The 26,652-nt window shown below is 45.7% G+C and carries 25 protein-coding genes and 2 pseudogenes; 13 read left to right on the top strand and 14 right to left on the bottom strand.

From position 1 onward, the window contains the following. Positions 1–248 (bottom strand): transposase (locus tag L865_RS0111485; RefSeq protein WP_028773368.1); only part of this gene is annotated, 248 nt, incomplete at its 3' end. 146 nt (positions 249–394) lie between these two features. Further along, positions 395–1,279 carry a LysR family transcriptional regulator gene (locus tag L865_RS0111480; RefSeq protein ID WP_028773367.1) on the bottom strand — a complete coding sequence of 295 codons (885 nt, stop codon included), beginning with the start codon at positions 1,277–1,279 and terminating at the stop codon, positions 395–397. Positions 1,280–1,425: 146 nt separating this feature from the next. Between L865_RS0111480 and L865_RS0111475 the strand changes: the two genes are divergently transcribed. Next, positions 1,426–2,433 (top strand): linear amide C-N hydrolase, encoded by a 1,008-nt coding sequence (locus tag L865_RS0111475; RefSeq protein ID WP_028773366.1) that lies wholly within the window; start codon positions 1,426–1,428, stop codon positions 2,431–2,433. Positions 2,434–2,639: 206 nt separating this feature from the next. Next, positions 2,640–2,951 (top strand): annotated as a pseudogene (locus tag L865_RS0111465) (nuclear transport factor 2 family protein); the annotation flags it as partial. A 392-nt stretch (positions 2,952–3,343) separates the two neighbouring features. Here L865_RS0111465 and L865_RS0111460 read toward each other — a convergent pair. Next, positions 3,344–4,228 carry a LysR family transcriptional regulator gene (locus L865_RS0111460; protein ID WP_028773364.1) on the bottom strand — a complete coding sequence of 295 codons (885 nt, stop codon included), beginning with the start codon at positions 4,226–4,228 and terminating at the stop codon, positions 3,344–3,346. A gap of 143 nt (positions 4,229–4,371) precedes the next feature. On the opposite strand from L865_RS0111460, the gene L865_RS0111450 reads away from it, so the two are divergent. Then, positions 4,372–5,385 carry a linear amide C-N hydrolase gene (locus L865_RS0111450; RefSeq protein ID WP_028773363.1) on the top strand — a complete coding sequence of 338 codons (1,014 nt, stop codon included), beginning with the start codon at positions 4,372–4,374 and terminating at the stop codon, positions 5,383–5,385. 240 nt (positions 5,386–5,625) lie between these two features. Here L865_RS0111450 and L865_RS0111445 read toward each other — a convergent pair whose 3' ends face one another. Then, a complete protein-coding gene (locus L865_RS0111445; RefSeq protein WP_028773362.1) occupies positions 5,626–5,976 on the bottom strand; it encodes a RidA family protein in 351 nt (116 codons plus the stop codon). Positions 5,977–6,216: 240 nt separating this feature from the next. Here L865_RS0111445 and L865_RS23625 point away from each other — a divergent pair, with 240 nt between their 5' ends. Beyond that, the gene (locus L865_RS23625) at positions 6,217–7,125 is read left to right on the top strand and encodes a LysR family transcriptional regulator (RefSeq protein ID WP_051484573.1); all 909 of its coding nucleotides are present in this window, start codon (positions 6,217–6,219) and stop codon (positions 7,123–7,125) included. A 46-nt stretch (positions 7,126–7,171) separates the two neighbouring features. Here the strand turns inward: L865_RS23625 and L865_RS0111435 are convergent, their stop codons facing one another. Beyond that, positions 7,172–7,711: an outer membrane beta-barrel protein gene (locus L865_RS0111435; RefSeq protein ID WP_028773361.1), complete on the bottom strand. Its 540-nt coding sequence runs from the start codon at positions 7,709–7,711 to the stop codon at positions 7,172–7,174. 353 nt (positions 7,712–8,064) lie between these two features. Here L865_RS0111435 and L865_RS23620 point away from each other — a divergent pair, with 353 nt between their 5' ends. The 6 genes from L865_RS23620 to L865_RS23615 all read left to right on the top strand — a co-directional run bounded on the left by L865_RS23620 (position 8,065) and on the right by L865_RS23615 (position 16,974). After that, on the top strand, positions 8,065–9,156 hold the full coding sequence (locus L865_RS23620; protein ID WP_051484572.1) for an efflux RND transporter periplasmic adaptor subunit: 1,092 nt from the start codon (positions 8,065–8,067) through the stop codon (positions 9,154–9,156). Then, a complete protein-coding gene (locus L865_RS0111425; RefSeq protein WP_028773360.1) occupies positions 9,156–12,209 on the top strand; it encodes an efflux RND transporter permease subunit in 3,054 nt (1,017 codons plus the stop codon). Before L865_RS23620 ends, L865_RS0111425 begins: the two co-directional genes overlap by 1 nt. Beyond that, positions 12,196–13,677, top strand: a complete 1,482-nt coding sequence (locus tag L865_RS0111420; RefSeq protein ID WP_028773359.1) for an efflux transporter outer membrane subunit — start codon at positions 12,196–12,198, stop codon at positions 13,675–13,677. Before L865_RS0111425 ends, L865_RS0111420 begins: the two co-directional genes overlap by 14 nt. Positions 13,678–13,762: 85 nt before the next feature. Next, positions 13,763–14,683, top strand: a complete 921-nt coding sequence (locus L865_RS0111415) for a DUF3187 family protein (protein WP_051484571.1) — start codon at positions 13,763–13,765, stop codon at positions 14,681–14,683. Next, on the top strand, positions 14,680–15,153 hold the full coding sequence (locus L865_RS24555) for a patatin-like phospholipase family protein (protein WP_051484570.1): 474 nt from the start codon (positions 14,680–14,682) through the stop codon (positions 15,151–15,153). Before L865_RS0111415 ends, L865_RS24555 begins: the two co-directional genes overlap by 4 nt. Positions 15,154–15,156: 3 nt before the next feature. After that, a complete protein-coding gene (locus tag L865_RS23615) occupies positions 15,157–16,974 on the top strand; it encodes a patatin-like phospholipase family protein (RefSeq protein ID WP_051484569.1) in 1,818 nt (605 codons plus the stop codon). 5 nt (positions 16,975–16,979) lie between these two features. Here L865_RS23615 and L865_RS0111405 read toward each other — a convergent pair whose 3' ends face one another. From L865_RS0111405 to udp, 6 genes and pseudogenes are all read right to left on the bottom strand, one after another. Beyond that, on the bottom strand, positions 16,980–17,384 hold the full coding sequence (locus tag L865_RS0111405; protein ID WP_028773357.1) for an NUDIX hydrolase: 405 nt from the start codon (positions 17,382–17,384) through the stop codon (positions 16,980–16,982). Continuing rightward, a complete protein-coding gene (locus tag L865_RS23610; RefSeq protein WP_051484568.1) occupies positions 17,374–17,871 on the bottom strand; it encodes an AraC family transcriptional regulator in 498 nt (165 codons plus the stop codon). Before L865_RS23610 ends, L865_RS0111405 begins: the two co-directional genes overlap by 11 nt. 188 nt (positions 17,872–18,059) lie before the next feature. Beyond that, positions 18,060–19,002, bottom strand: a pseudogene (locus tag L865_RS23605) (SPFH domain-containing protein). Then, positions 18,999–19,916, bottom strand: a complete 918-nt coding sequence (locus tag L865_RS0111385) for an SPFH domain-containing protein (RefSeq protein ID WP_028773356.1) — start codon at positions 19,914–19,916, stop codon at positions 18,999–19,001. The pseudogene L865_RS23605 and the gene L865_RS0111385 overlap by 4 nt, the downstream one beginning before the upstream one ends. A 15-nt stretch (positions 19,917–19,931) precedes the next feature. Next, the gene (locus L865_RS0111380; RefSeq protein ID WP_028773355.1) at positions 19,932–20,402 is read right to left on the bottom strand and encodes an NfeD family protein; all 471 of its coding nucleotides are present in this window, start codon (positions 20,400–20,402) and stop codon (positions 19,932–19,934) included. Positions 20,403–20,845: 443 nt separating this feature from the next. Continuing rightward, positions 20,846–21,604, bottom strand: a complete 759-nt coding sequence (gene udp, locus L865_RS0111370) for a uridine phosphorylase (RefSeq protein ID WP_028773353.1) — start codon at positions 21,602–21,604, stop codon at positions 20,846–20,848. 426 nt (positions 21,605–22,030) lie between these two features. On the opposite strand from udp, the gene L865_RS0111360 reads away from it, so the two are divergent. Further along, positions 22,031–22,255, top strand: coding sequence for an HP1242/YdcH family protein (locus L865_RS0111360; protein WP_028773352.1), 225 nt, complete (start codon positions 22,031–22,033; stop codon positions 22,253–22,255). Between the two features lie 65 nt (positions 22,256–22,320). Here L865_RS0111360 and L865_RS0111355 read toward each other — a convergent pair whose 3' ends face one another. Next, a complete protein-coding gene (locus L865_RS0111355) occupies positions 22,321–22,776 on the bottom strand; it encodes a hypothetical protein (RefSeq protein ID WP_028773351.1) in 456 nt (151 codons plus the stop codon). A 205-nt stretch (positions 22,777–22,981) separates the two neighbouring features. On the opposite strand from L865_RS0111355, the gene L865_RS0111350 reads away from it, so the two are divergent. Further along, positions 22,982–23,815 (top strand): mechanosensitive ion channel family protein, encoded by an 834-nt coding sequence (locus L865_RS0111350; protein ID WP_028773350.1) that lies wholly within the window; start codon positions 22,982–22,984, stop codon positions 23,813–23,815. Positions 23,816–23,866: 51 nt separating this feature from the next. Here the strand turns inward: L865_RS0111350 and L865_RS0111345 are convergent, their stop codons facing one another. Both L865_RS0111345 and L865_RS0111340 read right to left on the bottom strand, forming a co-directional pair. Beyond that, positions 23,867–24,751 (bottom strand): radical SAM protein, encoded by an 885-nt coding sequence (locus L865_RS0111345; RefSeq protein WP_028773349.1) that lies wholly within the window; start codon positions 24,749–24,751, stop codon positions 23,867–23,869. Positions 24,752–25,191: 440 nt separating this feature from the next. Beyond that, complete coding sequence (locus tag L865_RS0111340; protein WP_028773348.1) at positions 25,192–25,653, bottom strand: GNAT family N-acetyltransferase; 462 nt, start codon at positions 25,651–25,653, stop codon at positions 25,192–25,194. Between the two features lie 211 nt (positions 25,654–25,864). On the opposite strand from L865_RS0111340, the gene L865_RS0111335 reads away from it, so the two are divergent. Further along, positions 25,865–26,593: a YebC/PmpR family DNA-binding transcriptional regulator gene (locus tag L865_RS0111335; protein WP_028773347.1), complete on the top strand. Its 729-nt coding sequence runs from the start codon at positions 25,865–25,867 to the stop codon at positions 26,591–26,593. Positions 26,594–26,652: the final 59 nt, after the last annotated feature.

Below are 26,652 nucleotides of genomic sequence, written 5' to 3'. Positions count from 1 at the left end.
GCCTCCTTTAGGATATTTCTCTCTTCGGTTACTCGACGCAACTCCGCCTTGAGCTTACGTATTTCGTCTTGTTGATTATCAATGGTGACGTGTTGCTTTTCTGGCTTATCAAACTTGTTAATCCAGTTGTGCAAACTTTTGGGAGTAACGCCTAATCTCTCTGCCACATCGGCGATCTGGTGACCACGTTCTGTAACTTGTTTAACGGCTTCGATTTTAAATTCGTCGGGATATCGTTTTCCGCGCATGTAACACCTCATATTTTTGGTTCATTATAACTCTATGAAGTGTCTACTGTTCTAGGGGCTTACCATTAGTTAGATTATTTTATAATGTAAAGTTCGCTTGTACTTCAACAACAGAAACTTTCTGCGTCATTGCCGATAGCTTATAGTTAATGCATTGATTCATTGAGTAGCTGAACTTGCTGAATGAAAATATCACCCGCTAACGTTAGCTTATCGTCACTTGGGTAGATAACTTCTGCGCTCCAAACCACAGGAACCGAACCTTCAATGTGAAACGGCACAATAGCTTGTTCGTGCGTTAATTTTTGCACCGTAAACCCAGGTACAATTGCCCAACCTATTTGTGCAATAACCATCTCAATCGTGCTATGTAGATTATTCGAAGTAATCACATTGTCGCTTTCCACATGCCCTTTCTCTAAACCATATTGAAACACAAACTTAGGAACCACTTGCGTGTGTCCTGCGAGCTCTTGTGTTGATACGACTGTTCCTTTTGCAAATAGGTTGCTATGAGCTACGCAAATGGTTGGAAAATTAAAGGCACTGATGGAAACCAACTCTTCTTCTAATTTAAGAGGAGAAGCCCTAAGTCCCATATCAGCAATGCCGTTTTGTACCCAATTTTTGACTTGCTCAGTGTTCCCAGTAATCACCTCAAGCTCAATCGTTGGTATTTCATCGAGTACCGCTTTATAGCAGCGCGTCACCTCTTGGCTAACTAATAAACTGTCTACTGCAATAGTAAAGCTTGTTGGTAATTCTTCCTCGAAACTGCTGAGCATTACCGCAAACTTATCGGAATCCAACAACACTCGTTTGGCTAATTTATAGAGTTTTCTGGCTTGTTCAGTGGCCTCTAGCCTACGTACATGACGTTCAAATAGCAGAACGCCGCAGCTATCTTCAAGGCTAGCCACCAGTTTGGCAATGGCTTGACTACGCTTATTTGCTTTGATGGCTGCACTCTTAAAACTGCCGTTTTCGTAAGTTAATACAAAAGCTTGAAGTTGAGATAATGAGAAATTCATGGCTTGTCCTCGATCGTTTCTCAACATTATAGACAACTTTTAGTTGTTTATTGGAATTTCTTTGAACAAAAAAAAGAGTACATGATAACTCCATCGAAACGAATCAGGGCACTAAGTCCTCAATTAACAAAACCCCGGAGCTTATTATGAAAAAGTCAATTATCGCACTAGCACTTGCAGCAACCGCCACTATCGGTATTTCAGCAACGGCTCAAGCTTGTTCTTACTCTTACATTACAGATACACAAGGCAATCATTTCGTAAGCCGCACCAATGAACTGCCAATGGAAACCGAAGAGAACCTTATCGTGGTTCCGCGTGGTCATGAATTCCGTGATTCAACCGCAAAATATGGTTTTGTCGGTATGCGCCATGGCGATACGCAAATGATTTCTTCTGGTCTTAATGAGCACGGTGTGAGCATAGAAGCCCTAGGTTTTTGGGCTGCGGAGTACTCAGATGCGAAAGAAGGTGACGCAACATCACTATCTATCATGTCAACCATGCTCGGCAACGCAAAATCTACCGATGAAGCCGTAGAAATTGCCAAGAAAATGGTCGTTGTTTATGAAGACATGAAACAATTCAATGGCGTAACCGTAGCGTTTCATTACGCAATCAACGACGGAAAGCGTGCGGTTGTGATTGAGCATGAAGATGGGAAAGCGGTTGTTTATGAAAACACCCTTGGTGTAATGACCAACGATCCTGGTTACGCTGCGCAAGAAAAGATGGCTAAAGAAGCAATAGCAAAGACAAATGCGCGTACAGGTGATGATATGCAAGTATTCTCTGGCTTTGACACAAGCTCAGAAGAGCGCTTTTCTCGCATTGCGGCGCTAAACGCAGCTTACGCTAACAACGCACCTGCTAACGATGCACGTGATGACGGTCTGAACCGCGCGTTCTCTATGCTAAATAACATGGAAATCGTTCCAGGTTCAATGTATTGGGAGTTCATGTCGCCGCTACCACAAATGATTGCTTACGGTAACGTTGTTGATATCGAGGATAAAGCATACTACTTCCGTACCTACGACAACCCAACGCTGCGCAAAATTGACTTAGACGACATCGATTTTGACAACGTGTCTTACTCTGCTAGCCCAATCTATAGCCAGCAACCAACATTCAATGTGTTGAGCGCGAAGTAAATTTAACCAGTCATTGATTAAAAAAGAGGTGCATTACTTGCCCCTCTTTTTAGAGGAGTCCACCAATGAAATTAAAATCCCTTGTTGCCTTACTGCTTGCGGTTGGTTTGAGCAGTTCGCCAATGGCGTTTGCTAAAGAAGCCAAACAGCAAGTACATGATACAGCCCATACCATGTAGGAATACGCACGCCATGCTCAACTTGAACGCATGTGGGAAAATGCCCCAGTGGATCATACGTACTTTGTGACAGGCCTGCCTCTTTGGTCAAAACAAGATACCTTAGATACGTTCGTCGCCATGTTTGAAGGCGTCGCCAGCCAAGATATTGAAGTCGTTCGTGAAGAGGTCACGATGTTATCAGACACAGCAGCACTCTATACCGCAGAGATGACGTACACACAGTATGACGCCGACAGCAATGTGTTAGTGCCTACTTCACCGTACGCTATGACCATTGTGTTTGTATTGCGAGATGGGAAATGGATGAATCGGCATTCTCATCAATCTTTTCCATAAACCACAGACCATGAGTTAGTTTTAAGTTGAGCTCTGTGGACCGGCGTACTTTGTAGTACGCCTCAACTGCATTTTATCGAGGCTAGGGTCTGTTGACCTTTCGAGCTGATTTTTGCAGCAGTTTGTGGGAGATTTCTACAAGGCTGAGGCTTGATGTGTAGCTAGCCAACATGAGAAGCCGATAACGCAGTAGAAATGAAGCACAAACGCTGCCCGAAGGGTTCGGCTAAAATCGTTTTATACTTTGTTAAGGGTTATTTACTTAGAATGACTAGGCTACACACTCCTTGCCGCGTCTAAAACGATTTTATCTCGAACAAAATTTAACCGCGAAAGATCAACAGACTCTAATAGCAAGGTTAGTCCTCTCACATAAAGTCAGGCGATTCAGGTTATTCAATGACATCCTTCAAGCGCATGACCCTCTCGATGAACACATCTGCCGCTAAACTTAGATGCTCCTCGTTGGGGTAGTAGAGCATGGCATGCCAACTGACTGGCGTTGAACCCTCGGCATAAAACTCATTCAGTACTCCTACTTCAACAAGCTTTCGAACTTTAAAACTTGGAACTCTTGCCCATCCGGCCCCAGCTTGCAACATCGCTACCACTTCATCAAACCCCGTACATTCGATCGTTCTATCACTGAGTACATAGCGTTTTTCATGCCCAAAGTCGTAAATGAACTTAGGAACTATTTGCATCATATCACTCTGTTCTTCCTGCGTTAATACTGCCCCGGCAGAAACGATATTAGATGACGCCACCTCTGATGTTGAGAAATTGAATGCGACCATTTCTTGGACATCTTCGAACTGTGCTAAGGGAGAAAAAACTAAAGCGACTTCCGCTTCACCAGACTTCATCCATTCAATAACTTGCGTCGTATCGCTACTTTTGACAACCAGATCGATGTTCGGAAACTCTTCCAATACTTCTAAATAACACTGAGTGACAGCTTCAGATGACAAGTAGCAGTCAATAGCAACAGTAAAAGAGTTGGGAAGTTGTCGATCAAAACTGGCAAGCTGTGCGTTTAACTTTTCACTCTCTAGCATCATGCGTTTGGCGTGACGATAGAGTTTTTTACCCTCTTCGGTGAGATGTAACTGCCTAACTCGGCGCTCGAAAAGCAGTACATTACAACTGTCCTCCATCATGGAGATAAATCTGGCGACAACTTGACTACTCTTATTGAGCTTAATTGCGGCGGCCTTAAAGCTGCCTTCTTCTACAGTCGCCACAAAAGCCTGCAACTGGTTTAACGAATATTCCATCTCATTTACCTCAATGCAATCATAGACATCATTATGGTGTCCAATGGCGTTAACACAAAACCTTTTTATTGGTGATAATAGCTTCAACAGCAAGAAACATCTGCACCAAATACTGGTTGAACTAATTAAATGAGGGTATCCCCATGAAAAAGACTTTACTAACTTTAGCAACTGCAGCAGCACTTACAGCGGGCTTAACAGCGACAGCAAACGCTTGTTCTTACTCTACCTTCGAAGTAGATGGTAATGCCTTCGTATCACGCACAATGGAAGCACCGGATTTCATGGGTGAGCACTTCGTGACTGTTCCTCGTGACTATGAGATCAACGGCAAGTCGGGTGAGTATGGCTTCGTTGGTATGCGTCATGCCGATACCGAGTGGATTTCATCGGGTTTAAACGAGCATGGCGTCAACATTGAATCGCTAGCGCTAATTGAATCTTCATACGTTGAAGAAGGCAAAGGCGACATTAACTACCTAGAAGTAGTCGGCCATGTGTTAGCAAACGCAAAATCAGTAGACGAAGCGGTTGAACTACTTGAGAAAACTAAAGTAGAAACGACCAAAATCAAAGTGGCTCATGACCTAGAAATTGGCATGCACTTCGCCATTCGTGACAAAGAGCGTGCGATTGTTGTGGAATATGTGGATGGTTCTGGCTACCCAACTATCTACGAAAATGAAGTGGGCGTTATGGCCAATGACCCTGCATACCCAGAGCAATTGAAGAATGCTCAAAATCACATTGATGCGGCGACAGCACGTACTGACGAAACGGTAGACATCTGGAATAAGATAGATTCTGGCTCAGATAGCCGCTTCGCTCACCTAGCAGCAATCAACGCCGAATACAAAAACCGCGGTGCTGATTCGGACGAACGTAACAACGGTTTAGGTCGTGCATTCTCTATCCTAAATGCGATGGAAATTGTACCAAGCACAATGTACTGGTTATGGGTTTCTCCTAGCTCGCAAATGATTGGTTACGGTAACGTAGTAGACATTGAAAACAATGATTACTACTACCGTACGGTAAATAACCCAGATATTCGTAAAGTTGATTTAGACAAAATTGATTTCAGTACCGTTGAATACACAGCGCAAGACATCTATAAACAGGTACCAACATTTACTGAAATGACCATGGCTAAGTGAACAAACTTTAAAGCAGAGGCTCAATCGAAGAGGCAATTACTCCAGTGAAGATGCGGCTGAGACCTTCAACAGCTTGGCCGCTCTATGACATCCATGTCACCGCGGTATTTGTGAATCTCTTCACATCAGATGCTGTCGCAGCGCGCCCCTAGATGGATTCTCTTGGAAACAAATGGGCGTGCCGATATAGCATCGGCACATCAGCCTGCCACTGGTAATAGCTGACCATGAAGGAGCGTTTTACTTCTCTGCTGCTACCACAGAAATCTCAACCAATAGCGCATCGCGTGCCATTTTGGCTTCAACACAAGCACGTGCTGGCGCATGACCTTCAGGTACCCACGCATCCCATACCGCATTCATTTCAGCAAAATACTGCATGTCTTTAATATAAATGGTTGCCGATAACATATGCTCTCTATCACTGCCCGCTTGCAGCAACAGCGCATCGACTTTGTCTAGCATGGTTTGGGTTTGCTCGGTAATACCCTGCTCGGCGTCAGCACACACTTGGCCACATAAATAGATGGTGCCATTGTGTTTAACAATGCGGCTCATACGCTTGCCGGTTTCTAGGCGTTCTATGCTCATAGTGATCTCTTTAATCGCGAAAAAATAAACGCTTATCTTACTATAGGAATTTGCAGCTAGGCTACTGAGGGTTACTCATCACGTCGCTATCTACAGCGTTATTTCACTGCCTAGCCTTAATGCTAGGGCTATATCTGCAAGCTAGATGATGAATTTGCTGGTACGCGCACTGATTTTACTGACAAATTCGGGTACAACTAGTAACCGAACAGTGGCTTGAACTACACATACAGGCATCGCATGAATACAAATGATCTCGAACTCTTCATTGCTGTGGCAAAGCTGGGCAGCTTCTCTAAAGCTGCAGAGTCTTTTGATACTCGCCGCGCCTTAGTCAGTCGCCGTATTGGTGAGCTAGAAAGCCAATTGGGGACGCCGCTGTTTGTTCGTACCACTCGAGCGATGTCGTTAACCCCAAGTGGTGAGCAGTTTCTTGAACAAGTTGAACCTATTCTTAACCAGTTACATAACGCCACCCATGCGATAAAAAATCGCACTGAAGTACAGGGAAAGCTGCGTATTGGCCTGCTGCCTTTTGCAGATAAATTGTTAGCGGATCAAATTGCTGATTTTAGCTTTGTCTATCCCAAGGTACAGCTTGATGTGTTTACCTTAGGGGGCGGCTACCGGGATATCACTCGGCTAGGGCTGGATTTTGCGTTAGAAGTAGGTCAGCTTGACGACAGTAGCTTTATCGCCAAAAAGTTAATCTCTTTTACGCAAAAGCTGTATGCCTCGCCTGCCTATTTAAAGCGTAACCCGCCAATAACCAGCATTGATGACTTGACAGAACATCGATTACTCGGCTCGCGACTAGGAACCGGAATTGTCGAGCCTCAGTGGCTATTTACAACAGCCAAAACCGATGTAAAGTATAAGATCACCAGTGATTTCAGCTCGCTTTACAGTTTCTGCTTAGCCGGTGCAGGGGTGGCGTTACTGCCCTATGGTATCGTGTCCAAAGACGTTAAAAATGGCCAATTGGTCAACATTTTGCCAGAGCTAGAAACGGAAGAAACCGATGTCTATTTAGTGTATGCCAGTCGTAAGCATATGACCTCATCGGCCAAGCTGTTTATTGAACATATTCAACAAGCCTTAACCGACCTTAAACGCTTAAATGAGCTAGAAAAAAACAGAAAGTACTAATTAGCCGTCAGTACTCTCTGCAAAAACAACGTGGTTAGGCGGTGTTTTAAAACTTGTAATCTAAGGTCAGGTAAACCTGTTGGCTATTGTCGATTTCAATGCCATTTTCGTTGTAGTCCTGCGCTAAATAGCGATAACCTAAATCAGACGAGAAATGCTTGCTCCACTGATATTGCATACCCACTTGGCCACCCCAAACAAAGTCTGTTGACGCGCGGCCCGCCACCTTGTTGTCATTGGCCCCCATTGTCACACCCGCAAATAAATTCACGTCTTGGTGCACAGGAATCATGTAGTCATAAGAGACTAACCAGCTATATTGCTCCTGCTTATATTTGTCACCACCTTGGTTAAACTTGTCTTCCATATAGGCAAAGGTACCTGTGATACGGTGCTGCTGTTCAATAAGCATACCGATGCGAGCCTGGTAAGACATGTCTTCTGTATCTTTGTTGAGGTTGCCTTCAATGCTGTCCGACTGATAACCCAGTCCCATACCGGCGAAGTAATCAATCTCTACCGCTTGTGCGCTGCTGCATAAAAGAGTGGTTGCGGCTGCCATGGTCATTATTTTGTTTAGTTTCATCATCGACTCCTAAGTCACTTAATCATTATCAATTTGGCTTGATGGGATACACTTTAAGCCAAGTTAATGGGCGGCAGAAGCCCCGATTTAGGAGTATCTTTGTACCTTATTGAGAGACAATCTAATGGTTTTTTACAGTTATGAATTAGCCAGTTAACATTTCAACATCAATGCTGAATATTACCTGAATTAGTTAGGTTATTCTTGTTCGCTGTAACAAATATGTACTGGTTACTTTGCGCTTCAAAATAGTTGATTGTCTCGAAAAATGAGTCAATGAAACTACTAATATACCGCTACTCTCAGGCCACCAAACTCCCTACCATTGCCACAACTCATAGGGAGACATATTGATGAAACCAATCCACTATTCGACATTATTCGTTGCCTTGATGCTGACAACTGCTTGCAGCCAAGAAACCACTAATGATCCTAAGCCATCACAGCCCGTTGCTGTGATGACAGTTAATGCTTCACACCTAAACCATGACCTACGTTTCTCTGGCGTTTTAGAATCTCAGCAACAAGCGCGTTTAGCGTTTAGGGTCGCTGGCACCATTGAGTCAATTCATGTCGATGCCGGTGACGAGGTCAAAGCAGGCCAGCTACTGGCAGCTTTGGATCCCCATGACTATCAAGTGAGAGTGGCAGAGCTAGAAGCAAGGCTGAGTGAAGCGCAGGCAAGCCATAAGCAAGCGGTGAATGAACTAGCGCGCACTGAATTTGCCCGTTCAGGCAATGCTATTTCGTCGGTTAGCTTAGATAGAGCCAAAACCTCAGTGGCCCGCGCCCAAGCAGGTATTGATGTTATTGAGCAAAACCTCACCCAAGCCAAAGACGCACTAAAGTACACCCGATTGACCGCACCTTTTGACGGTGTGATCGGTAAACGTAACTTTGATGCATTTGAACAAGTTAGCCCAGGTATTCCAGCATTTGTCCTCCACCAGCCTGAGGTACTTCAAGCGGTTATCGATGTGCCAGAGCCGTTACTACAGCACTTCTATCAAGGTAAACGTAGCCGAGTATATGCCAACAATGACCCGATGCCGATCCTAGGCACAGTCACTGAAATCGCTACTATTCCTGACACGATCAAACGCACTTTTAGTGCGAGCATTCTACTGGATAACTCCTCACTCGAAAGTAGTGACCGCGCGATCTACCCAGGCATGGTGATTTCGGCGCGAATTAGTGATAGCAACAGCCAACACGCCACCTGCATTCCAGCAACGGCATTGTACACAGTGCAAAATCAGCCCTACATCACTAAGATTGAGGCCAACACCAGTAAACGCGTCGCTGTAGAAGTGCTGCGCCAAGGTCGCAAAACCAGTTGTGTTGAGGGTGATATCCAACTCAATGATCGCCTCATTGTTGCCGGCGCTGCATTTGTCCAAGATGGCACCACAATTGATAATATTCTGGATGCAGGGGTGCTGTAATGAATCTCGCTGCATTTGCTATTAAACAACGCACTTTTGTCGGCTTCTTCACTGTGTTGTGTATGATTGCCGGCATCTATTCCTATTTTGATTTGGGCAAGCTCGAAGACCCCTCTTTTACGGTAAAAACCGCCGTCGTCGTGACCTTGTATCCTGGTGCGTCAGCGAAGGAAGTTGAAGAATTAGTCACTGATACCGTTGAGACTAAATTACAAGAGATGGGATCGCTAAAAACGCTGCGCTCGCTATCCAGACCCGGCATGTCGATGATATTTGTCGACCTCAACGCCAATGTCAGCTCTAACGATCTCCCCCAAGAATGGGATTTGCTTAGGCGTAAAGTTAATGACATCAAATTGGCACTGCCATTAGAAGCACAAATCAGTCTAGTAGAAGATGAGTTTAGTGAAGTCTACGGCATGCTGTTTGCCATTCACAGTCAAGATGCCGAACCATACCAACTCAAAGAGTATGCGGAGACTTTGCAGCGCAAGCTCAAAGAAGTGCAAGGCATTAAGAAAGTTGAATTACACGGCGTACAACAGCGGGTAGTGTATGTCGATATTGATGATGCGCGAATTGCTAATTCGGGCCTATCTACTAGCCAAGTTTTCAACCAAATTAATAGTCAAAACATCACCTTAAATGCCGGCAGTTTTGAATCAGGTATCGAGCGTATTCGCGTGGCGCAAACCGGCAGTTTCCAGTCAATCGAAGATATTAAGAACATCACGATTCGATCTGGTATGGGTGAGCTCAGCAGTGGCTTAATCCGCTTAGGAGATATTGCCGAGGTCTATTACGACTATCAAACCCCGGCACTGTCGCAAAGCCGCTTTAATGCTGAAGATGCGGTGACCGTTGCCGTTAGCCCCGTTAACGGCATCAACGTGGTTTCTTTAGGCGACACCATCAAACAAGTCATTGAGGACATGCAGCAACAACTGCCCCAAGGCGTCACCATTAGTACCATTGCATTCCAGCCCGATGAAGTGCATAAATCTATTACTGGCTTTATCAACAACTTACTAGAAAGTATTGCCATTGTAGTGGTGATACTGATGATTTTCATGGGCTGGCGCAGTGCCACCGTGGTCGGTGCGAGCCTGCTGCTCACCATCTTGTTCACGCTCATTTTTATGAACATTGTCAATATCGACTTACAACGTGTATCGGTCGGTTCGTTCATTTTGGCGCTGGGCATGTTGGTCGATAACGCCATTGTAATCACTGATATGTTTGTCAGTAAACTCAAAGCCGGTCGCGCTCGACTGCAAGCGGCCACCGAAAGTGTTGGCGAAACCGCATTGCCGTTACTGGGCGCAACCGTTATTGCCATCATGGGTGCTACGCCAGTTATCTTTTCTCAAACCGATGCCGCTGAGTTTTCTGTTTCAGTGGTGCAAATTTTGGCAAGTTCATTACTGCTGTCTTGGATTGTCGCCATGACCATCACCCCATTGATGTGCTGGGCGTTCATTAAAGTTAAAGCTAACCAGGCTGATGCAGATAACGGCAAAGTCAAAGTTAAGTTTACCCAGCTACTCAAAGCCACGGTTAAAAACCCCAAGACCACTATCGCCATTTTAATCCCAGCGATGTTGATCACTTTTGCTGCCATGCCACTGGTTAAGGTGAACTTCATCCCTACATCAGACAGACCTATGGTGTTTGTCGACTACTGGCTACCCAATGGCAGTCGTATTGAAGATGTCTCAACCGATATGGCCAAGATAGAACAGTGGTTACTTGCCAGGCCAGAAGTGGTCAATATCTCCACCTCCATTGGCGCCAGCGCACCGCGTTTTTCGGTCACGGTGGAACCTGAGCCACTGGATAATAGCTATGGCCAGATCCTTATCAACGCGCGGCAATATGAAGATATTGATACCCTCATTCGCGAAGGTAATGAGTGGATTGCGGCAACCTTTCCGCAGGCCCAGCCGAGGTTTAGATCGCTCAAGTTAGCCACCAAGGACAAGTTCAGTATTGAAGCGCGTTTCTCAGGCGAAGACCCGTTAGTGCTGCAACAACTTTCGGCGCAGGCACAGGCGATTATTGATGCTCATCCCCATACTCGTTATGTACGTGATGATTGGCGTCAAGAAAGCAAAGTGCTAATCCCGGTGATCAACCAAGAAAAAGCACGACTTGCAGGGGTTAACCGTGCCGATATTACCTTGGCAATCAAACGCGCCAGCGACGGCTTAACCATAGGTCAGTTGCGTCAGCATGGAGAGCAGATCCCCATCATTCTTAACAGCTCAAACACTGAGCTCGATGATATTGGCAATATTCCAGTGCGCTCAATTGCTGGGGTTCACAGTGTGCCGCTCTCTCACGTTGTCGATGACATTATTGTCAGTGGCGAGCAAAGTATGCGCTGGCGCCGCGACAGGGTACCGACTATTACCGTACAAGCCGGTGTTTATGGCGACTCAATTGGTAACGTGCGTAATGAGATTGCCGCCGACATTGAGGCGATTGCCTTACCTGCAGGTTACCAAATGCAGTGGGGCGGTGAGTATGCCGATGAGCGGGAAGCCATTGAAGACATCATGACGCAAACACCAAAATCTTTCTTAATTATGGTGATTATTTTGGTGCTGTTATTTAACGCCTTTAAGCAGCCAGCCATCATTCTTATCACACTGCCATTGGCCTTCATTGGTGTGTGTTGGAGCCTGATTTTACTCGGTAAACCGTTTGGTTTTATGGCGTTGGTCGGTGCGATTGCGCTATCAGGCATGATCATCAAAAACGGCATTGTGCTATTGGATCAAATTGAGCTAGAACGCAAAAAAGGCACAGCGCTCGATGATGCCATTGTTAATGCAACAATCAATCGTACCATGGCGATCTCTATGGGCGCATTAACCACGGCACTGGGCATGGTTCCCCTACTTAGCGATCTGCTATTTGATCAGATGGCGGCCACCATTATTGGCGGGCTTGCGGTAGCGACATTGTTGTCACTGTTTATCACCCCAGCCTTATACAAACTATTTTTCCAATCAAGTGCCACCAAAGGGGCGAGCAATGAAAAAGTCTAGTTTACCCATAATTATCGCCTTATTGTTAAGCGGTTGCTCAGTCACACCAGAATACCAAGCACCGGATACAATTAGCACCGATGCAGTCTATATGCACCAAGGCGAGCACAGCCAGCAGCATACGACTGGCCACTGGTGGAGCCAGTTTAACGACCCACAATTGGATCAGTTGATCGCTGATATGCAGGCACAAAATATTAACCTGCAAATCGCTGCTGAACGGATTCAGGCGGCGGCTGCCTACCAGCAAGCTGTGGCATCACTGAAGGTACCCACCGTTAGCGCTGGTGTAAGCGGCGGCTCATATGGTATTTCAGAAAAAGATCCGCTGCTTGGCGCAGCGGTAGCAGGTATCACCTTGCCCATTAGCGATCAAAAAATTGAGTTGATTGATAAATCTCAACAGGTCTACGCTGTGGGGGTCAATGTCAGTTGGCAAGCCGACCTATTTGGCCGCCTAGACGCGCTAGATCAAGCGGCGCAAATCCGCCAAGAGCAAGCGGAGATACTGCGCCAAGGCGTAACCACATTGGTCACCGCCGACTTAATCCATAACTACCTACAGTACCGTGGAGCGCAAGCACGCTTGGCTATTGCCACCCAAAATATTGATGACCAACTCGCGACATTGGAGATGGTGGAAACACTGGTCACCAGTGGTTATGGATCGGATCTCGATTTAGCCAAAGCGCGCGCGGCTCTGGCAGCTATGAGTGCTAATGAAACGGCATTGCAAACAGCCGAGAAAGCGCATTTGTATCGTATCGCCACATTGCTGGGGCAGCATCCCAGTGAAGTGACCCAACGCTTTAGTGCTGCGCCGTTACCAGAAGTGACCGGTAAAATCCCAGTGGGCTTGCCATCTTCACTACTACAACGCCGAACCGATATTGCCTTGGCTGAGCGCGAAATGGCAGCGATAAACCATGAACTCGGTGCCAGTATTGCTGGGCGCTACCCCGATATGTACCTCACTGCCAGTCCTGCAACCTTGGCAGGTAATGTCGATGAGTTGTTTAGTTCTGGTAGCAGCAGTTGGCTAGCGGGCGTTGGGATTAACTGGACACTGTTTGATGGTGGTCGCACTGAGGCGGTGATCGATATGCAGCAAGCCCGCTTTAAACAAGCAGGTTTGCGCTATCAGCAAGCAGTCAGCAGCGCCTTTAATGAAGTAGAAACCAGCTTGATGAGTTACGGCAATGCCTTGACCTTCCATCAACAGCTACAGCAAGCATCCAATCAATCTCATATCGCGATCGATAAAGCCAAACACCTTTATCAAGCCGGGTTGATCGATTACTTGCAAGTGCTCGATGCGCAGCGGCAACAGCATCAACTTGATGACGCAGCAATCATTGCCAAGCTCAATATTGCCGCCAATTTGGTCTTAGTCAATAAGGCACTTGGCGGTGACTGGCAAGCAGCGCCCACACAGTTAACCAGCTGTGTTAACTGCTCCAGCCATTAGTAATAAGCGACAGGGGAGCGCCCCCTGCAAAACTATTATCACTATGAAATTAAAGACTTTTATCTGTACCACTCTCGTGATACTGATGCTCACAAGCTTAAGTAAAGCCAATGCTGGCGCCGCTGCGATGCAAGTCGGGGCACAGGCACCTATGCAAGCGAGTTCACTTACCCCCAATTTACAGTCTGCCTTTGGTCAACAAGTGGGGAGCTCAACCGTTAACTTTGGGTTTACCGCTGGCAGCGTATGGGCAGAAACCGCTGACTATACCGCAGATTATTACTACAACACATTGAGTTTTAATTACACCCAGCAGCAAACAGAACGCTTCAGTTGGCAGGCAAATTGGCAATATCAATACAGTGGCAATAACCACCTTGATACCATCACCATATGGTTTCATGATGCTTTTGGGTTCGACCAAAATGGTCGCGATCAAGTTGCTAAACATCAAAACCGGATTCTAGCCAAAGAGTATGGTGTGGAAATCGTCGATTTTGACGGCCAAACAATCAATAACGCCTTCACCTTAAGCGGCCAGTATCAGTTGTGGCAAACACCCCATCACGCCCTCAGCTTACAGGCAGCAATCTATTACAACTACGTGCCATCAGGGGAGTTTAACAAAAGTAATTTTGAACAAGCCGTCCAAGTAAATTACAGCTATCAATATCAACAACATAGCATTAATACTATGCTAGGCGTCAGCTACCGAGATGACTCGGAAGTGTTCGCCGGCCTCAATTACAGCCACACCGCCTATGCCTTTGCAGTGGGCTATAACTACGCACTATCGCAACACCATAGCCTAGCGATTGAATATAAGTTTTTCTCAGGCGCATCTGATGGCGATACGGATCTGGCTGAAAACGCCAATGAGGTGGTGATTGGTTATCACTACCAAAACCAACGCTGGCAGTTCGAAGTTGTTTCCATCGAGAATATCCGCAATATGGATAACAGCACAGATATCGCTTTTGCCATCAATGCGAGCTACACGTTTTGAACAGCTCAGCAATTTGCCACTTAGCTCGCTACGGGCTGATAGCACTAGGCTACTTAGTGCTATTTGGTCCTGCGATGGCAACAGCGCAATTGCCGCAAGCCAAAGTGAATCAACTTAGCATCACTGAGCATCGTCCTAAGATTGGACTGGCACTCAGTGGTGGTGGCGCGAAAGGGGCCGCACATGTGGGGGTACTTAAATACCTAGAGCAGCAGCAGATTCCTGTTGATTACATCGCCGGTACCAGTATTGGCGCTTATGTAGGTGGGCTTTACGCTATGGGCTATCAAGCAAGCGATATAGAGCAGATTATGCGCCAACTTGATTGGCACAGTGGCTACCGTGACACCGTACCACGTGGCGCATTAAGTTATCGCGATAAGCAACATGTTGACAGGTTTAATATCCCGATTAGAGTCGGCATCCATCAAGGTGAGGTGACCTTGCCAAAAGGGTTACTTAGCGGCTAGGCGATGAGTAAACTGTATATCGAATCTGTTGGCATTGCCCCTAATTACGCCTCTTTTGATCAGCTGGCGATTCCTTATCGTGCTTTGGCCACCGATATCGCCACCGGCCAAGCTTATGTGCTCGATAGCGGCAATATCATAGATGCAATGCAAGCATCGGCGTCGGTACCAGGCATACTGCAGCCCATCGAGATCGACGGGAAAAACTTAGTTGATGGTGGTATCAGCAGTAACCTGCCCATCGACATCGTGCGCCAAATGGGCGCTGATATTGTCATTGCTGTTGATATCGGCTCTGAGTTGAGTGACGAATCACAACTGCAAACTGGATTGGCGATTGTCAGTCAGCTTTCAACCTTGCTCACTCGCACCAATACCCTTGATGAGATTGATCGTTTAACCGCTGAAGATATCTTGATTCGCCCGAACATTGATAACATGGAGACCACTGACTTTAGTGCAATTCCACTTGGATTTACCTTGGGCTTTGAAGCCGCTGAACAGCAAGGAAAATCGCTTGAAAAATTAGCACTTGATACCTACGGCTATCAACAATACAGCAATGATAAACAAGATTTCTATGCAGCCAAAATGGCTTTTGCACAGCAACCAATCAGCAAGGTCATCGTGCATAGTGAACATGGTCATTTAACGCCATTGATTGAAAGCAAAATTCCGACCATAAACCAGCAAGCGTTGTCGGTTGAAGACATGTTGTTGATCATCGATGATATCTACGCCATTAATGAATTTGAGCGGGTTAATGTTGAGTTTGAAACCGTAATTGATGCCGATTCAGGCCAAGAAGAGAAGCAGCTACAATTCTACGCCACACCGAAAAAATGGCAGAACAACTTCTTTGACTTGGGCATTGCATGGGAGGGCGATAGCGAGCATTCATCAAAACTGTATTTTGACTTAGCCTACACCATGCGCCAAGTGGGTTCAGACCAGGGAGAACTGCGCACTGAGCTGCAATCAGGTAATCGACAGCAATTTGCACTCAACTACTACCTGCCATTAAATGAAACACGGCAATGGTACAGCGAAAGCCGTTATGAATTGGCAAAACAGCAACAACATTACCGTGCTGACAACACACTATTGTTTGCCGATAATCGCTATCACGCGTTATCAACAGAGCTAGGTTATAGCCCAATCGATAACGGCCAATTGGCTATTGGCATCCGCTATGAAAACGGCCAATTAGATGTCGCAAACCTGCCCGAATATGATCATGACTATCACAATGTTGGCGGCTATGTGAGCCTGCGTTATGACTCGCTCGACAGCTATCTTTTCCCCTCAAAAGGACTGAGGGTGAATGCCACTTTGAGTCACTACCGCGACCAGCGTGAACAAGGGCATTTATCTGACAATGATCGCCACCACGCCGCAACCCTAGAGCTGAAATATGCGAAAAGCTGGCAGCAGCATGCGTTGGTGAGTCACTTAAGTGTCGGCAGCAATGATAGCGATCACCTCGATCCCGCCCATGCCTATACACTAGGTGGGCTATTTCACTTATCAGGCAGTGAACAAGACGCCCTATTTGGCAATGAGATGGTACTCGCGTCACTCATGTATCACTATCGCTTTAACTGGCAAGGTTTTGGTATTGCCACACCGATATTTGTGGGGGCATCCTATGAAGTTGGCAATATTTGGCAAACACAAGATCTGCGGGACTGGCAAGATTTAATCAGGGCAGGCAGTGTTTTTATCGGCACAGAAACCTCGTTTGGTCCTGCAATATTGGCTGTTGGTCACAATGAGTTATCGAAAAGCACCTTGTACTTATCTTTAGGTAAGCGGTTTTAGTAAAATCAAAATTTATCGCTACTAACCACACCTTGATATTGTAGGCACTCTTCAACCCGTTGCCGCTGCACAGCTGATAAATCGTCTAGTTCAAAATAGCGATACTCACTGTGCTCAGCACTTAACGCAATGGTTGCATTATCAGGTATGGTACAGCGGAAAATGAAAGCTTGTGATTCATAGGCAGCGTGATAGTAAACGCCTGTGAGATGATGAACCTCAACATCAACACTTAGCTCTTCTCTGCACTCTCTTAGCAGCGCATCGTGAATGGTCTCTCCAAGCTCTAAGGCACCACCGGGTAGACCCCACGCACCATTACCATAGGTCGCTTTTAATTGCAGAACTCGGCCTTGAATGTCAACTATCACCGCATGACTGCTCATGCGAAATCGATCATTAAAGGCCACGTTCTTCGCTGCGGTATGAAATCGGCAAATAGATATCGGTGATCATTTTATGGGGTGGAACTTCACCGGTTAAAGTAACACGATGAAAAAACAGCGGGTATGAGCGTAGGTTAACCTCGTTATCCTGTAGCCATCTTTGATATAAGAATTGCACTGGCGCCGATAAATTATCATCAGTGCCTATGTAGCGAATCTTCGCGCATGGTCCTTCTGGGATAACGCTGCTATACACACCAAACTCATTATCTTCGACACTTTGGGTCACTGATACCGCCAAGTCTAACCGGTAGTCATCTGGCTCTACATTAGCGGGGTCGGTATAGATGATATTAAAGGTCTTACTGACTTTAGGCGAAGGCCCATAGGCTTTGCGCCACTCAATAAAGTTCTTCAGAGATTTACCCAGTAGAATAGGCGCGCCGCGGTGACTTAACACTGCAATGCGGGTTTTAGGAAACTGCACTATTTCTACTAGGGGTTGCGCCATTACACCAATCCTTATGTCGACTGCCCATTTTGGCGACCAAATCTCGCATGGGTGTGGTTCAAAACAAACTCGCAGTCGTTTTAATCTTTGTCATTATAGCATTGGCTAAGCAACGCTTACTTATAAAAAAAGCACTAAACTGAGCCAGTCTAGCGCTTTTTACTGATATAAGTCACCTAACAAAAGGCTTATTTTTCAGGTTTTTCTTCAGTTAAACCAATGCTATCCATCCAATGATCAAAGTTCATCATATTACCGGGTAACACAACCTTGCTGGCATTGTCACTTAGACCATCAAATTGCTTCAGGTACTGTGAGCCTAGCTGCAAGCGCACCACATTCTTGCCACCGGGGGGCTGAAATCACTTCAGCCATGCGCTCAATCGACTCAGCGGTGGCTTTGGCGATGGTTAAAATCTCCTCCGCTTTACCCTCTGCTTCATTGATACGGCGTTGCATTTCCCCCTCAGAATGGTTGATGGTTTCCGTTTTTATCCCTTCAGAGCGATTAATCTTACTTTGCTTATCACCTTCACTTTTGGCTAGCAGCGCCCGACGCTCACGTTCGGCATTCACTTGCATTTCCATGGCATTTTTAACGGTTTCTGGCGGCGTAATATTCTTGATCTCGTAGCGATGTACGCGAATCCCCCACATGGCGCCAGCCTGATCGAGCACCTCTACAACCTTGGCACTGATTAAGTCGCGCTCTTCAAAGGTACGGTCTAAATCTAGGGTACCTATCACTGAGCGAGTGGTTGTTTGTGCCAGCTGTATCGCCGCATAACGGTAATCTGTTACACCATAGCTGGCTTTAACAGGATCAACCACCGAGATATAGATAACCCCATCGACTTCAACATTGACTTCATCGCTTGAGAAACACTCTTGCGGCGGTACATCAATGGTCTCTTCTTTCAGGTCGTGGATATAGGCCACTTTATCAACAAACGGCACTAATGCATGAAAACCGGCGTCTAAGGTTGAATGATATTTACCTAAACGCTCTACAATATAGGCTGACTTGGTTGGCACTAAGCGGATAGATTGAAACAGCTTCACAATAAATACTGCAAAGATGAGTCCCCAAATCCCCATCACGATAAGATCGGTATCGACACCTGCAATCATGAGCGACCTCCTTTTACTGTGTTGGTGACTTGCTCCATACCCTCAAAAAACCCTTCTAGTTTAGCCATTTCTGCGGGTACCACTGACACATCTGCTTCATTGAGCACTTTGCCCACTTGGCCAATAAACTGCTCTTTGAGCTGCATGTTCATCGCATCATTGCCGCCCTCAACAGCCAGTGCCGATGACACCAACGCCATCGCTTCGGCTTTCGCCTTAGCCACTATGGCAATTTCAGCAGCGGTACCTTTTGCCTCGTTAATCCGCTTAATCTTTTCACCTTCAGACAGATTAATGGCTTCTTGTCTTTCACCCTCAGATAAATTGATCATCGCGGCTTTTTCAGCATTAGCTAAGGTAATTTCGGCCCGCTTACTACGCTCTGCTTCCATCTGTTTCTCTAGGGTGTGAATCACTTTTCTAGAGGGGGTGATGTTTTTAATTTCATAGCGCAATACTTTGATACCCCATGGATCTGAGGCTTTATCAATTTCACGCACGATAGATTCGTTTAGGCTGTCTCGCTCAGAAAATGTTTGCGACAAACTCAATTTACCAATCTCTGAACGCATGGTGGTTTGCGCTAAGTTCACCGCCGCTAGACGGTAGTTCTCAATGCCATAGCTGGCAAGGCGGCCATCCATGACTTTTAGATACACTAAGCCATCGACTTCAAGCTGAGTATTATCCTTCGAAATACAGCTTTGTGGCGGGACATCTAACACCTCTTCACGGGTGTCATGCCGGTAAGCAACCCGGTCAATAAACGGTACAAGAAAATGAAATCCGGGCTGCAACACCACCCGAAACTTGCCTAAACGCTCAATGACGTTCACTTCGCGCATCGGCACAATTAACAGTAATTTGTACAGGATAAACAATACAAACAGTACAACTAAGGTAAACACAAACATAGATATCCTCCCTTTCTATGATTCAGCCTCAGGCTCTAAAATCGGTTCAACCACCAAGGCAATATTTTCGCGGCAGATCACTTTAACGGGTGTCCCCGCGACAATCTCACTACCATCACCCAGCGCGGTCCACTCTGTTCCTTGAAACTCGACTCGCCCTTGCTGTTGCCCTGGGCCAATAGTCACTTTAACGACCGCCTGCTGGTTATACAGGTCAAGCTCTTCATCGGTATTGTCTACGTGTGCATCGCCGCCAATCATCCGTTGGGTGACTTGGCGAAACACCAGCATTAACACCATTGATGCGATAAACCACAAGGTCATCGATTGTACAAAGCCATCAACAATGCCAAACGTCAGGGCTGCAGCGACAATTAAACACGCAGCCCCCACTAAAATCACAATACCCCCGGGTACAATGATCTCTGCAAGCATCAAGACCACACCAATCACGGCCCAAATCAAAATGGGATTTGCTAGCTCCATGTTCCCCCCTTATGAAGTGATAAGTACGCTTCACTGTATCAGTTCAACCATCACTTTGCGACATAATATGTCAAAAAACCTGACTATTGATTATCCACCAGCCAACAAAAAAGGTGCACTAGGCACCTTTTATAACACAATAAAATTTACTTATTATGCGTCAATTCAAAATCTTACAAATTATACCAATCAGCATAAGAAAGTGATCTATACAGAGCTATTTGGGGTGAACGAGTTCGAGCCAGGTAACGGACGCAATCATGGTTCTCATAGCAAGTTATCCAGCGAAGAAATAGCCAGTCCCCAAAGCTCCCAAAGGGCGATTGCTAGCGCTTCTGATACTGGACGAACTTGAGCATAGCGCCACTATGCCCTTCATTCGTTGCCTTGTTTCAAAAGCGCTAAAGCCTCATAGAGCGATCAAATCTTTATACTGATTGATATTAATCCAGCATCTTCTTAGCCGCGGCAACAACAATTGACACTGCACTGGTTTCAGTCTTTTTCATAGTGGCTTCATCTGGGATCTCTTGCTGGGTACGATTAACGATCACCCCTGCTACGCAGCCAGCGCGCCACCCTTGTGAAGCACACATAGTGAATAGGGTTGCCGACTCCATTTCATAGTTGAGCACCCCCATATCTTGCCATTCTTGCATTGAACCTTTAAACCGGCTGGTTACCCGTCCAGAGACGGTGTCATACCGCTCCTGTCCCGGATAAAAGGTATCTGATGAGGCTGTGATACCAATATGGGGTTCAAGGCCTGCTTCGCGACTCGCAGTCACCATTGCTGTGGTGCAATCAAAGTCTGCTACTGCAGGAAATTCCATTGGCGCAAAATGTTGACTCGCGCCATCTAAGCGCACTGATGCCTGCGTGACAATGACATCGCCCACATTCACTTGTGGCTGAATGGCACCGGTTGTACCCACACGCAAGAAAGTCCGCACACCGAGTTGTGCTAACTCCTCAACTGCAATCGATGTTGATGGGCCGCCAATGCCCGTTGAACACACTACTACCGGTTTACCATCGATATAGGCAAGGTAACTGGTGTATTCACGATGACTTGCCAAAAATGTTGGCTTGTCCATGAGTTCGGCAATGCGCTTCACACGCTCTGGATCGCCAGGAACAATTGCTACTGTTGCGCCATCGAGCATTTGCTTGGTCAAACCTAAGTGAAATACATCGGACATTATGAAAACCCCTTTCAATTTTGAATTTAAAATTCTTCTAATTTCGACTTTAACGTACTATCGAGGCCGATAAGGTTAACCTGATCACAATTTTACTGCCAGTAGTGCAATATTTGGTTGTAATAGAGTTACCAAACCGTTTCCACTGCAGTCACCTTGTTGTGCAATCAACTATAGCAAAGGCTGGCCAATTTAGGCTGAATTTACAATGGACGTGATCTACATCAATAAAACGGTGATTAATCAAACAGCCAAAAACAAAAAAACAATTAAAAACAGCCGCTTGAGAGCAGTCAAAATAGGCGGACTTACCGATATCAAATTGAGTGACCTCTGTCACAAATTTTGTCAGCAAAGCGCGCTAGTTTGAAGTCATCAGCAATGAAAATAGCCACTGTAAACAGCAATAAGAGAGGGACTATCACTATGTTTCCAGAGTACCGAGATTTGATTCGCCGCCTTAAAACTGAGGATGCGCATTTCCTAAAGACATTTAATAAGCACAACGAACTGGATGACGAAATTAAAGAGTTAGAACTGCACCCATCAAGCGAGTTCACCAACGAAGTTCATGAATTAAAGAAACGTAAGTTGCTCCTCAAAGAAGAAATTTACACTATGTTGAAAAAAGCGCCTCAGCGGCCAAACTAGCCATTGCTTCAAGCGATCAAAAAAGGCACCAGAAGGTGCCTTTTTAGTCTTGCCAGTGCGACAAATTAACGCAGAGCTTGAGCTAACTCATCAGCATCTTCAAAGATTTTAATATCGACAATCTTTAAGTTATCTAAAGTGATAAGGCTGGCTTTATCTTTTTCACCCGGTAAAAATTGCGTCACTTCGCCTTCACGATCCAGTGCCATTTTAAAAGGCAGATCTTTCATTCTTGGTACCGCAACAAACTTCGCAATAAGCGATGGCATGCCGCTAATATCAGCAACATAAACTGTGGTTGCCGGCGTATTGTCGCCATTGGCTTCTAATGCCGCCTGAATGATCTCGCCGCCTTTCATATTACGGCTAAAAAGTAGCTGTTGAGTTTGGCCATCAACACCAATTTGTTGGTCAAATTGATCCTGGAACTCCATCGATTCTATGGTCGCACCTTGCTCTAAAATAGCGGCATTAGCCATGCTAAACCATAAGCTACACACAACAACAATAAGCGCTCTCATCCAAACTCCTAACATTCAGTAAATAGTGGTTCAGATTAACGGATAAGTCGATGAAGCTCACGGTAAACATGGTTTAACCATGATCTATCTCACGGCAATTTTCAGCGCATGGCTTAAATAGGCGAAATAGCTAAAAACTATTATCAAGCGCATTAATTTTAAGTAAGCTTAACGTTAATAGATTGCTAAATTGGAATCATTTAAAATGGATGAATTAGGACTGGATAACGAACTGCAACAACTTAAAGGCACCTACCAATTTGTGGCCGACCTATTAGTGCAGTACAGCTTTAAAATTGCTGGTGCCTTGGTCATTTTACTGATTGGCTTATGGCTAGCAAACAAAGTCTCGCAATTAGTCGCCCGCCAGTTTGAAAAACACCAAATTGATATCACCTTAAGTAATTTTGTCAGCAATTTTGTGCGTATCTTAGTGATTGTGATGGTCGCTATTGTGGCGCTTGGCCAACTGGGTATTAGTGTTACACCTATGGTGGCCGCAATTGGTGCTGCATCGCTTGGTGCCGGTTTGGCTATCCAGGGCATGCTGTCAAACTACGCCGCGGGGATCACCATTATAGTAACGCGACCGTTTGTAGTGGGTAACACGATAACAGTTAAGCATGTTACTGGCGTGGTACAAGATATTTTTCTCGGACAAACGCTACTGACTAATGAAGAGGGTGAGCAGATCAGCATCCCTAATAAACACATTGTTGGCGAGATCTTACATAACTCATTTGCCAATAAATTAGTCGAAACCCAATTCACTATTAGCTACGACACCGACCCGCAGCAAGTGATACAAAGTATCCAAGCCATTTTGCAAGCAAGCTCTCAGGTTTATCAGGAAAAGGCCTGCCATGTAGGAATCAATGATTTTGCCAGCATGGGCTTTGAGTTAGGTATTCGTTACTGGGTGCCAACCCAAAGCTATTACCAAGATAAGTATCAAACCAACTTAGCTATCTATACTGCACTTAAACAGCAAGGCATTAGCATTTCTTGTCCAGTGAAAGAGATTCATTTAAGTCACTGAACCAGTAAACCCTATGCCGTGAAAGCCCTAAGCCTTTGCGCCAAAGTGTCGCTACAGACCGCGCTGCCACTCTTGGCGCAGCGACACCGTATTAGGCTGCAATAACGCTTGTTCAATTTCAGCAAGCAGCCTTGATTTATCGCGTCCCAGGGTTCCTTTTAACACCAAATAGTTTGACGCATGGTCGGAGCGAAAAATGGTGCGCTCTAACTCAAGGTTAGCCATCAATAAACGCATTTCGCTAAATAAGCCATGCTGATCAGGCAATTGGAATTGGCCATCAAAGCCTTGGTCCATTCGCTGCTGGCCTAATGGTAACGACACAACTAAGGTCAACAGGTATTCCGGCTGTGCCTGATTCATGAGCTTGGCCGAGTTTATCGCATGTTGCTCAGACAGTTGCCTCCCGCCTAAGCCGTTAAGTATCATCACCGATGCTTTGATGCCCGCAGCCTTAATCTTCTGTAATGCCAACAAAGAGGAAGCAAAGGTTTCCCCCTTTTCAATGCGCGTCAGCACTTCATCATCGCCACTCTCGCAGCCCACGTAAAGCAGGCTTAGCCCTAACTCACGCAGCCTTGCTAATTGCTCAGGAGTTTTATTTGTGAGGTTACGAGGTAAACAATAACTGCTAATACGGGTCACGCTTGGCAACTTTTGCTTAATCATTATGCACAGTTGCTCTAAGCGATTGAACGGTAAACTCATGGCATCGCCATCGGCCAAAAACACCCGTTTGACTGGTAAACCCACCGCAATAGCTTTATCAATTTCTGCTGCAACTATCTCTAGCTTTTGTGCACGAAAACGTTTTTGTGGCTGAGTATACATGTCGCAAAAGCGGCATTTGTTCCAACTACAACCATTGGTTACTTGCAGGATCAGCGATTTCCACTCAGATGGCGGTCTAAAAACCGGTTCAATGTAACTCAGCACTTGCGCTCCCTTGATTTAAGTCGCAGTTGGTCTGTGAACAAGATCATACAATACAAATACAATCACCATAAACAAGTCAATTAATAGTTTATTCATCTCCAGTTCAGGCTTCAAACCGTAAAATAAACGGGTCAATGACGTCTACTGTCACTGACATACGCTATGATTGATAGCAACGACATTCAAGCTGCATCAGCTTGCATACGCAAAATAATAACCAGCTTCTTTTCTGTCACCGCAAGATAGATATGCCTTGGTATTAGCAATTGAGTAGACCAAAGCTAGACCAACTAGTGCTGACATCTACATCGATTACATCGACTGTGACCGATATTGTTGCTGGCAGGAGATGTTTGCTCACTGGCAACCAAATCCAATTCGGGTCTAACCTGCGTAAGTAGGCTATCGACCCAAATACAGGAGCACAAATCTGTGCTCCTTTATTTTACGTTGCGCTGCAACAACATATCAATATGAGGAATGCCGTCCTCTAAATATCCATCCGAGCACGCTTGAAAGCCTTGTTGCTGATAAAATGCTTGTAGATGTTGCTGAGCACCAATTTGGATATTGTGGGTGGGCCAGTGCTCGGTGGCAATGGCAATCGCTTTTTGCATCAACTCATGGGCCACCCCCTGCCCTCTTACTGACTGTGCAACGATCACCCTGCCAATGCTGGCATCGGCGTAACTGACTCCCGGTTCTAATACCCGAGCGTAAGCAACCATCTCTCCTTGGGCACTGTAGGCAAACAGGTGCCGAGTAGAAGGGATGCGATCTTTGTCATCGAGCTCCGGATAGGGGCAGTTCTGCTCAACAACAAACACGTCCACCCTTAGTTTCATCATGTCGTACAACTGATCTAAGTTAAGCGCGTGAAAACTATGCTGGTGCCAAATCATCTTTAAACCTACGGCTGGGTGATCTCTGCAGCCACTATAAATGGCATCAGTTAAGGGGCGCAATACAAGCGGCTAAAATTCCCATCAAGCCGCGAATTCACTATTCTATCGGCCAGATTTAAACATAAACCTGCGCTAGCCCTGCAAAAGTGCAACTAAAGCTGCTAACATTGCTGGCAATTTTTTAAAAAGCCAAAGAGATTTAGCAAAGATGGGAAGAGCATACCAAAACCGCAAAGAATCCATGGCGAAAACCGCTGGCCAAAAAACACGTCTCTATTCTCGCTACGGGAAAGAGCTTTATGTTTGTGCCAAAAATGGTGGCTTCGATCCAGATGGTAACCTTGCACTGCGTCAAATGATCAGTAAAGCCAAGAAAGACCAAGTCCCGGCCCACGTTATCGAACGTGCGATAGAAAAAGCCAGAGGCGGCGGTGGTGAGGATTATGAAACTGCACGTTATGAAGGTTTTGGCCCAGGCGGCTGCATGGTGATTGTTGACTGCTTAACCGATAATGGTAAACGTACTTTCACTGAAGTGCGTCAAGCATTCGTAAAGAACGATGCCAAGCTAGGTGGCCCAGGTACTGTCGGTCATATGTTTGACCACCAAGCCGTATTTGCCTTTAAAGGTGATGATGAGGAAGCGGTACTTGAAACACTCATGATGGCAGATGTAGATGTGACCGACTTGGAAGTTGAAAATGGTATGGTGAGCGTATTTGCACCCCATACTGAGTTCTTCAAAGTCAAAACAGCACTGACAGAAGAAGATGCTGAGCTTGAGTTTGAAGTAGAAGAGATCTCTTTTGTACCACAAACCATGACCGACATTACTGACCCTGAAGTGATTGAGCAGCTAGAGAAGTTTTTAGCAGCGCTAGAAGATTGTGATGATGTGCAAAACGTCTACCATAACGCTGAGTTACCCGCATCGTAACCCTATGACTTTTGTTGCATCTAAAAAGGGCCTTTTGGCCCTTTTTTTGTAACTATAGT

This window comes from Shewanella waksmanii ATCC BAA-643 (genome assembly GCF_000518805.1).
Classification (GTDB): domain Bacteria; phylum Pseudomonadota; class Gammaproteobacteria; order Enterobacterales; family Shewanellaceae; genus Shewanella; species Shewanella waksmanii.
Note: the sequence above shows the minus strand (reverse complement) of the source record. Positions and strands in the feature narration are given on the sequence as shown.